This is a genomic window from Streptomyces bobili, assembly GCF_002154575.1.
GTDB classification, from domain to species: domain Bacteria; phylum Actinomycetota; class Actinomycetes; order Streptomycetales; family Streptomycetaceae; genus Streptomyces; species Streptomyces bobili.
In genome coordinates, this window is the sequence record NZ_MUBA01000731.1 from 1 (window position 1) to 2,215 (window position 2,215).

Annotated in this window: 4 protein-coding genes; 1 reads left to right on the forward strand and 3 read right to left on the reverse strand. The window is 71.2% G+C overall.

Going from position 1 to position 2,215, the window contains the following annotated elements; translation table 11 throughout:
* Window positions 1-16: 16 nt before the first annotated feature.
* From BZL64_RS36875 to BZL64_RS36885, 3 genes are read right to left on the reverse strand one after another with little or no spacing between them, the layout of a single operon-like run.
* On the reverse strand, window positions 17-550 hold the full coding sequence (locus tag BZL64_RS36875) for a GNAT family N-acetyltransferase (RefSeq protein ID WP_086773369.1): 534 nt from the start codon (window positions 548-550) through the stop codon (window positions 17-19).
* 57 nt (window positions 551-607) lie between these two features.
* Complete coding sequence (locus tag BZL64_RS36880) at window positions 608-1,108, reverse strand: iron chaperone (protein WP_086773370.1); 501 nt, start codon at window positions 1,106-1,108, stop codon at window positions 608-610.
* A gap of 56 nt (window positions 1,109-1,164) precedes the next feature.
* A complete protein-coding gene (locus tag BZL64_RS36885; RefSeq protein ID WP_086773371.1) occupies window positions 1,165-1,668 on the reverse strand; it encodes a pyridoxamine 5'-phosphate oxidase family protein in 504 nt (167 codons plus the stop codon).
* Between the two features lie 203 nt (window positions 1,669-1,871).
* Here BZL64_RS36885 and BZL64_RS36890 point away from each other — a divergent pair.
* Window positions 1,872-2,215 (forward strand): response regulator transcription factor (locus BZL64_RS36890; RefSeq protein WP_143663427.1); only part of this gene is annotated, 344 nt, incomplete at its 3' end.

Genomic DNA, 2,215 nt, shown 5'->3' on the forward strand with positions numbered 1-2,215 from the left:
CCGCCGCTCCGCCCGCTCACGCCTCGTACTCCGTGAGGTCGATGGCGTGCACGCCCAGCGCGAAACCGTGCACCGGATGGGTGATCACCCGCTCCGGCACCATGCCCAGCTTGCGGATGACGTTCTCGGAGGCCTCGTCCCCCACCCGGCAGACGCTGATGACCCGGTCGAGGCCACGGTCCTGGAGCGCGAACTCCAACGTCGCCTGGGCGGCCTCCGAGGCGTACCCCTGACCCCAGAACGGTGAACCGAACCGCCAGCTGACCGCCACCTCGGAGGCCACCTCGGGCAGGTGTCCCGGCACGGACAGGCCGGTGAAACCGGCCAGCTCGCCCGAGGCCAGCAACTCGACCGCGAAGAGTCCGAAGCCCTCCTCGTCCCACTCCTCTTCCCACTGCTCGATGGCCTCCGCCGTCCCGTCCAGGTCGAGCACCGAGCCGTCGTCGACCCAGCGCATCACGTCGGGGTCGGCGTTGATCTCGGCCATGGGTACCAGGTCGTCGTCGTGCCAGCGACGGAGGATGAGGCGGGGGGTGCGGATCTCGGTCATGGGGCCATCCTGCCGAAGGCACGGCCCCTACCGGTAATCAGCCTCGCGTACCCGGTTTCAGCCGGCTGCCCTCTCGATCAGCGCGATGATCTGCGCCTCTGTGCCGGCGGTCAGCTCCGTCAGCGCGTAGGAGGTGGGCCACAGGGTGCCGTCGTCGAGGTTCGCCTGGTCACTGAAGCCGAGGGTGGCGTACCGGGACTTGAACTTCTGGGCGCTCTGGAAGAAGCAGACGACCTTGCCGTCTCGGGCGTAGGCGGGCATGCCGTACCACAGCCTCGGCGTGAGCTGCGGCGCGGCGGTACCGACGATCCCGTGGAGCCGCTCCGCGAGGACACGGTCCGCGTCCTCCATCTCGGCGATCTTCGCGCGGACGTCGCTCTCGCCGTCGGCCCTGGCCGTGCGCGGGCTGCGGCGCGCGGACGCCTTGAGTTCCTTGGCGTGGTCCTTCATCGCCTCGCGTTCCTCGGCGGTGAACCCGTCGAAGCTCTTCTCGGCCGTGCCGCTCTTCCGTGTGGGCTTCTGCGTGGACTTCTGTGCGGGCTTCTGCGTGCTGGTCATGGCAGGGTTCCTCTCTCGGTGCGTGCGCTTGGGGTGCGGGAATCGTCAGACAGGCACTAGCAGGTCCAGGCGCCGTCGCGCATCAGCTCGCGGCCCGTCAGCTCGTCCGCCTCGCGCCAGGCCTGGACACGGCGCGGGGTGACCCGGAACCAGCGGTACGGCGTGCCGGACGGGGACGGCGTACGCGGGTCGAAGCCGGTGCGGGCGGCGAACCGGTCGGCGCGCTCCCGCGGCAGCGCGTCGATCTCCAGGACCTCCACCTCGCCGTCGATCATCGACACGTCGCGGGTGGGCCCCAGTCCCAGCCGGACGGTGCCGCGGACGGCGAGGTTCCGGCCGGTCGGGCTGCCGGCCGGAGTGGAGACCAGCAAGGTCTCGCCGTCCCAGTCGAAGGACAGGGGCACCAGGTACGGCACCCCGTCCGCCGAGGCGGTCGCCACCCAGACATCGACGTCATGGGCGAGCCGGTGCTCGGTGTCACGGCGGCGCAGAGGGCGCGGGCGCGGGGCGGAAGGTGTCCCGGCGGCCTCGGTGTCGGTCGCCGTGGACGAGCCGGTCATGGTCATTCCAGTCACTCCTGCGGTCGGGGCCACGGTCGGCCCGGCTTCATCTGCCGGGCTCGTTCGCCGTGGTCACAGCCTCTCGCCGCGAGGGCGCGGTCCGCCTCCGTGCTCACCACGGAAACCACCACGGAGACGCGTACGGAAACCACCACGGAGACGTGTACGGACCCGCTGTGGAAACGACCACGGATAATGACGCCGTGTCCACTTCAGCGATCTCGGTCCGGGAAAGCGAGGTGCTCGCGCTGCTCGGGGAGCACCTCAGCAACGCGGAGATCTCCTCGCGCCTGTTCATCTCCGTCCGCACGGTCGAGTCACACGTCTCCGCACTGCTGCGCAAGCTGGACGTCGCGGACCGGCGGGCACTCGCCCGGCGCGCCGCCGAACTCGCCCGCGCCGAGCGGCCACACCCGGCCTGCGCGCTCCCCACGCCGCTGACGGCGTTCGTCGGCCGGGTCCGGGAGCGGGCGGAACTGGCCGAGGCGGTGAAGACGCGCCGGCAGGTGACCGCGGTCGGTCCGGGCGGCGTCGGCAAGACCCGGCT